The sequence below is a fragment of the Streptomyces sp. HSS9-12 genome (assembly GCF_054963655.1).
Window position 1 is genome coordinate 1 of record NZ_JBUEGC010000099.1, and the last position, 5,875, is coordinate 5,875.

Genomic DNA, 5,875 nt, shown 5'->3' on the forward strand with positions numbered 1-5,875 from the left:
GACGAGGCCGACTTCTTCGACCGGCATCAGGCCTACGACCGTTGTTACACCGCCACGTATCTGGTGAACTGGCTGGTCACCGCTCTGTACGGGTACCAGAGGGAGGACCGGGACGGCCGCTACGCGCTGGTGCGCGCCTACGCAGAGGGCAAGCGCCCCACAGGAATCCCAGAGGAGGCCGCATCGATCATCGCCCGGCACGCGCCAATCGCCGCCGTGATATCGGACTTCAACCGCAAGCTCCAGCGCCAGAGCAGGCAGACCCCATACCCGCTGGAGGAGATCCGCCAGCTTGGCGGGATGTACAGCTCCCCCCTTTGCTGACGGACGCCTGGAGGCCAGCACTCGACATGGATCAGTCACCCTACGTCGGCCTCCAGCAGCACCCCAGGGCACGACCCTGGCCCGACCACGCGCGCATTCGATATCAAACCCGCGCAACAGCTCGGACAACGGAACTACTCGTCTAGCAGCAATGCCGCTGGGCGGCGCACGACACGGCCGACGAGCCGTCCGGGTACTGCTCGCGCACGCCCAGCACCACGTCGGACTTCACCCGCCACAGCAGGTCCGCCCCGGTCGCCGCGGCGGCCTGCCACCGGTCGAAGCCGGGGAAGTTGCGGTCGGCCAGCAGCAGCATCCCCGGCTCCAGTCGCGGCAGCAGGGTGTCGGCGAGCACCGTCTCGGCCACCGTGCTCCCAGGCCGTGCGCTGCTGGAGACGGCAACACTACCTGAGCAGCCATGAGCCGGGGCAGCGAGTACGCGGATGCTGTCGCCTCCCCGTAGCTCGGCCTCACCGTCCCGCACCGCCAGAACCCGGGCCCGCGACGGCCGCCGCGACGAGGAACGGCACGGCGGCGATCGCGAACAGCGGGCCCGGCCCCGCCCAGGCCGACCCCAGCGCATAGCCGCCGAAGATCAGCACCGCCATCACCTCCGAGCCGAAGCCCGCCATCGAGGTGACCGTCGCCCGCGACCGGTCCGTCACCTGCTCCTGCAGCTGGGCCTCGGCAGCGGCGATCGCCCACTCGAAAACCGCGAACGCGACGCCGACGAGCACCAGCCCCGCCGGGCGCCCGCTCACCGCCCCAAGGGCCAGGCATCCGGCCGCGACGGCAAGCCCGGGCCCCGCCCACCGCGTCCGGTGCCCGGCGCACCACCCGCCCAGCGCGGTACCGGCCGTGACCAGGAGGACGAGCAGCGGCACAGCAGGGGCGCTCACGCCGGTCGTCTCGACGAGCAGCGGGACGTACTCGTCCAGAGCCGTGGCGCCAGAGACCACCGAGACCAGAAGCAGGGACCGGCGGACCGGTACCGAGCGCCGTACCTCGGCCAGGCCGGCGCGCAGCACCCCGGCGTACGACTCGTCCACTCCGTCGCCCTCGTCGCCGTGGCGGGACTCGGGGAAGGAGCAGCCCACGGGCACGGCAAGCAGGCTTGCGACGATGCTCGCGGCGCCCACCGCCGAGTAGCCGCCCGCCGCGAGGACCGGGGCAGCGAGCGCGGTCGCGGCTACGGCGCCTGTGGTCCCGATCGCCCGTGACCGGCCGATGAGCCGCGCATAGGCGCCGGGTGTCCCGGCCTGCTCCAGCTCCTCGTACACCAGCGCTTCCAGCGCACCGGAGCGCAGCGCTCCGCCGGCGCCCCACAGCACGAAGCCGATCGCGAAGGAGGCGTAGCAGGGCAGATACGTCCACAGCGCGAACCCCGCCCCGGCGAGGGCGGGCGCGACGGCCAGCAGCCGTCGGCGCGAGAACAGGTCCGCCCACAGCCCGGACGGCACCTCAAGCACGAACGCGGTGACCGACCAGATGACGAACAGCGAGGAGATCTCCGCGGCGGACAGCCCGTGCTCGGCGAACAGCACCGCGTAGACCGGGTACAGCAGGACGAAGTCCTGCAAGAACGCGTAGGCGTAGAGCCTGCGCGCGAGCCTGGACTCAGGTGAGCATCAATGTCGTCGGTTCATGACACGCAGCCTACGGTGCCCCGGGCGGTGCCGGGAAGGCCCGCCCGTGGCGAGGAAAACCCGTGTGAGGGCTGCGGCGCGCCCGTTTAGGATCCAGCGCATGACCGATGTGACGGACGTGACCGAGCCGGCCGGTGCGGCCACCCCCGCCACCCCCGCCATCCCCGTGCCCGCGGGCTATGAGATCTCGGCCGACCCCGCCCGGCTCGATGTCGCCCGCATCCACCACTGGCTCTCCACGGACGCGTACTGGGCGCTCGGTCGCCCCCGCGAGAAGGTGGAGCGCGCCATCACCGCCTCGCTGAACTTCGGGGTGTACGAGGTCGCCTCCGGCGCCCAGGCCGCGTACGCCCGGATCGTCACCGACCGGGCCACCTTCGCGTGGCTGTGCGATGTGTACGTGGACCGCTCCGCCCGGGGCAAGGGCCTCGGCACGGCCCTGATCGCATCCGTCCGCGCCCATCTGGAGCCCTTCGGTCTGCGCCGCATCCTCCTCGCGACGCACGACGCCCACAACCTCTACGCCAAGGCCGGCTTCCAACCGCTGCGTGACCCTGAGCACTTCATGTATCTGAAGATGGACTGAGCCCTCAGACGGGGATGGAGGCGCGAGGGGTATCGGCGTGGGAGCGGTACCAGTCCGCGTACACCGCCGCGATGCGCCAGGCGCTGGGCACCTCGGCCATACCCAGCGCGGTCCTGGCCCGCTCCAGAACCCCGTGGATACGCAGACCGATCCGGAGCAGCAAGGCCGGATTGAGGCTCTTCTCCTCCTTCATCTTCCGGCCTTCGCGCAGGATGTCCGTGTAGACCGACTGGATGCGCTTGTAGTCGAGGTAGTGGCCCAGGTCCTCGGCCATACCTGCCGCGGCGCCCGGGCGGGCCTGTTCCACGGCGGTGCGCCAGAGGTTCTCCATGATCGCCTGCCGGTCGGCCGAATAGCGCATCAGATGCAGGTGGGTGGCGAGGTCGTAGAGCGGGTCGCCGACCATCGCCAGCTCCCAGTCGATGGTCCACAGCCGCCGGTTGCGGTCGACGATGAAATTCTCTTGGTGCAGGTCGCCGTGGAGGAGGGAGAAGGGGCGCGGGTGGAGATCGAGCCTTGCCTCGGCCAGGGCTGCGAGGGCGTGTTCGCGGATCCCCAGTGAGCTGAAGATGCACTCGAACTCCTGCCGGTGCGGCTCGTACACCTCGTGGCGCGTGAAGGCCGCCAGACGTCTGAGGAAACCGCCGCTGTCCCCGGCGTCGGGCCAGTCCCGCCGGTCGCAGCATCGCTCTTTCGGCAGCTCCTCGAGCGGGACGGCGACAATGCTGTGGAAAAGCTGCGCGACCTGTTCCAAGGGCCCGTCGGGCCTGCCCGGTCCCCTACGGACGGAACCGAGCGTCTTGCCCTCGATGAAACTGTGGCAGGTGAAGCCCGCCAGCTCCACGACCTCAGGGATGTGCGGCACATGCGGGCGCAGGGCCTGCAGCAGGGCGTCCTGGGACGGGAAGCAGCGCATATCGAACCAGAACAGGCCCGGCCGGGGGTCGAGCAGCTTCACCCAGCGGAAGCCGATGCTGCGGGCGACATCGGCGGGGAGCTTTACCGCGTACGCCTCATGGTGGTGGCCCTTGAGCGGCCCCATCACCCGTTTCACGCCCAACTGAGCTCTGACGTGTGCGACATCGGGTGGCATGGCATGGCCTCGGGTGGCGTTGGAGTGGCGTGGGGTTATGGGTGACAGAGCAGCGTAGCCCTGCGTACGGGCGTATGGTCATGCGGCCCACGCGGACAGCCGATGACTCGTTCGGGTGGAACCCCGGGCATCAGTGCCAGGTCGCGGTTCTCGCGACCCCTAGTACGTGTGCGAGGGAGTCGATGACCAACGGGGCTCCGGCTTTGTAGAGATCGGTGGCCTTGTGCTCGTCGTGGGCATAGCCGAGGAAGGCGACTCCGGCGCTCTGCGCCGCCATGGCGTCGGCGGGGGCGTCGCCGATCATCAACGCCTCGTGCGGCGCACAGTCCAGCGAACTCAATGCTCTGGTCAGGCAGTCCGGATGCGGCTTGAGGAGGGTCGGGTCCGGGGTGCGGCCGTGTATGTGGCTGCCGAAGCATTCGGTCAGTCCACGGGAGGTCAGATAGCGCGCGACCGCGCTGGTTGAGTTGTTCGTCGTGATGCCGAGGCGACGGCCTACTGCCACCAGGGTCCTGATCAGTGGATCGGCGTAGAGCGCCGGCCGTGCAGAAAGCGAGGCCTTCTCCTCCTGCCTGGTGAGTTCCTTCTCCAGGAGGGCGATGAGCGGGTCGGCCGGGCGGTCCTCGGCCACTGTGCGCAGGATCATGATCGGGTCCGAGATGCCGACCACCGCGTTCACGAGGTCGAGAAAGTCGCGCTCGGCCAGCCACCCCTTGAGGTGTTGCGCGACATCCTTCGAGGGGTGACCTGCGAACAGCCGGCAGATGGGCCCGTCGAAGTCGAAGAGCACGGACCGGGCCTGGCCGATCATCTGCCGCAGCCGGACGGCGTCCGCCAGGGACAGGTCCGGTCCTGTTACATCACGAGTCATCAGGAGAGTGTCAGGTCTGAAGTGATCGTTTCCCAGAGGGCGTTGAACCATAGTTGCGACTGCTCCACAAATGTGGCGTCCCGTGATGGGTTCTCGGCCTTGAGGAACGGAAACAGCATCGACTGCGTGCCGAGCGCGTCATACATCTGCACGGCCTCGCTTCCGATCTCCGCCTCTCCCCGCGTGATCGTGTAGTAGCCGAAGAGCACTTCGGCGTCGTTGAGTATGTACATCTTCACCGGAGGGGTGAACGGCAGCGCCCGGTAGGCAACGGAGACGTCGACTCCGTACGGAGGGTTGCGCAGCGCGACCAGGTAGTTACGCAGCACCCGCCCCTGGAGATTCCGCTGCTCGAGCCAGCGTTGGTGGAGCCTGTCGTCCTTGTCATCCTCGACCGCGATGGGGAAGGCGAGGTTGATGTCGCGACCGGGCAGCAGTACGCGCACCTCGACCTTCGCCGGCTTGATGATTCCCGCGTGGATCCGCCGGATCGGCTCGGCGAGGGCCATGGACAGCGATTCGGCCGTCAGGCTGAGGGCGTCGATCCGCACGTGGGGAGCGGAGAAGGCCTCGACCAGACGGGGTGCCAGGGCGACCGTGGTCGGCTGAGGCTGAGCCTGACCACGGTCACCGCCGGTGGGGGCCTCGGCGACGGTGGGAGGGCTGCCCCGGGAGACGTTGGTGAGGAGCTTCTCGTCGTGGAGCACGCGCAGTGCCTGCCGGATCACACTGCGCTCCACGCCGAACTCCTCGGCGAGGCTGGACTGTGTCGGCATCTTGGTGCCGGCAGGCAGCCGGCCCGAGCGGATCCGGGCTCGCAGCTCAGCCGCCACCTGGAGATAGGACTGATGCTGACCGTTGACAGTGGTGCTCTCTGGACTCACAGCGAAACGCTACAACCAGGAGCCATCTAGCTGAAGTTGTTCGTCAGTAGTTTTCTGTTGGAGCCAACTGGGCAGTAAATAGGAAGAGTTGGTGCCAACTAAGCAAGATGGCAAGATCCCCGGGGAGTTGGTTCTCGCACGTGTCGATGCCACCGCCCATCCGATGACGCATGGGCGCAGGGGCAACGGTCCGCCTCCGCACCTCCGTCCCGAAGGAGGAATTCCATGTCGGACACCGACCTCGCACCCGTTGTCGCCCTCGTCCTCGCCGTCCTCGCCGTCGGCTTCGAGCAGGTCGTGCAGTGGCGCTTCGGCGCCATGGGCGTCATCGGGCTGACTCTGGTGGCCGTAGGTGTCAGGTCCAAGAACGCCACCTGCAGCTGCATCGGGGCCGTGGTGCTCACGATGCTGCTGGCCCAGTGAGGCCCCGGTCACGGGGCGCACATCCGGCACATAGTGCCGCGTCAGCCG

General features: G+C 68.5%; 6 protein-coding genes and 2 pseudogenes. 3 read left to right on the forward strand and 5 right to left on the reverse strand.

All coding sequences use genetic code 11. The features are described from left to right. Positions 1–324, forward strand: a pseudogene (locus tag ACY34J_RS28620) (protein kinase family protein); the annotation flags it as partial. A 181-nt stretch (positions 325–505) separates the two neighbouring features. On the opposite strand, the pseudogene ACY34J_RS28625 reads toward ACY34J_RS28620, so the two are convergent. Together ACY34J_RS28625 and ACY34J_RS28630 are read right to left on the reverse strand one after the other, a co-directional pair. Beyond that, a pseudogene (locus tag ACY34J_RS28625) lies at positions 506–676 on the reverse strand (IS4 family transposase); the annotation flags it as partial. A 118-nt stretch (positions 677–794) separates the two neighbouring features. After that, entirely contained in the window at positions 795–1,904 is a 1,110-nt protein-coding gene (locus ACY34J_RS28630) for an MFS transporter (RefSeq protein WP_462729551.1), read from the reverse strand. 166 nt (positions 1,905–2,070) lie between these two features. Between ACY34J_RS28630 and ACY34J_RS28635 the strand changes: the two genes are divergently transcribed. Then, positions 2,071–2,556: a GNAT family N-acetyltransferase gene (locus ACY34J_RS28635; RefSeq protein ID WP_462729550.1), complete on the forward strand. Its 486-nt coding sequence runs from the start codon at positions 2,071–2,073 to the stop codon at positions 2,554–2,556. A 4-nt stretch (positions 2,557–2,560) separates the two neighbouring features. On the opposite strand, the gene ACY34J_RS28640 is transcribed toward ACY34J_RS28635, so the two are convergent. The 3 genes from ACY34J_RS28640 to ACY34J_RS28650 form a co-directional block, all read right to left on the reverse strand. Then, a complete protein-coding gene (locus tag ACY34J_RS28640; RefSeq protein ID WP_462729549.1) occupies positions 2,561–3,598 on the reverse strand; it encodes a phosphotransferase in 1,038 nt (345 codons plus the stop codon). 181 nt (positions 3,599–3,779) lie between these two features. Continuing rightward, positions 3,780–4,520: an HAD family hydrolase gene (locus ACY34J_RS28645; protein ID WP_462729548.1), complete on the reverse strand. Its 741-nt coding sequence runs from the start codon at positions 4,518–4,520 to the stop codon at positions 3,780–3,782. Continuing rightward, complete coding sequence (locus ACY34J_RS28650; RefSeq protein WP_462729547.1) at positions 4,520–5,404, reverse strand: winged helix-turn-helix domain-containing protein; 885 nt, start codon at positions 5,402–5,404, stop codon at positions 4,520–4,522. Before ACY34J_RS28650 ends, ACY34J_RS28645 begins: the two co-directional genes overlap by 1 nt. 225 nt (positions 5,405–5,629) lie before the next feature. On the opposite strand from ACY34J_RS28650, the gene ACY34J_RS28655 reads away from it, so the two are divergent. After that, entirely contained in the window at positions 5,630–5,827 is a 198-nt protein-coding gene (locus ACY34J_RS28655) for a hypothetical protein (protein WP_462729546.1), read from the forward strand. Positions 5,828–5,875: the final 48 nt, after the last annotated feature.

Bases quoted from the DNA above. Each gene is read 5' to 3' on its own strand.
- ACY34J_RS28635 (WP_462729550.1), top strand. From the start codon at position 2,071: ATGACCGATGTGACGGACGTGACCGAGCCGGCCGGTGCGGCCACCCCC.
- ACY34J_RS28640 (WP_462729549.1), bottom strand. From the start codon at position 3,598: ATGGGGCCGCTCAAGGGCCACCACCATGAGGCGTACGCGGTAAAGCTC.
- ACY34J_RS28645 (WP_462729548.1), bottom strand. From the start codon at position 4,520: ATGACTCGTGATGTAACAGGACCGGACCTGTCCCTGGCGGACGCCGTC.
- ACY34J_RS28655 (WP_462729546.1), top strand. From the start codon at position 5,630: ATGTCGGACACCGACCTCGCACCCGTTGTCGCCCTCGTCCTCGCCGTC.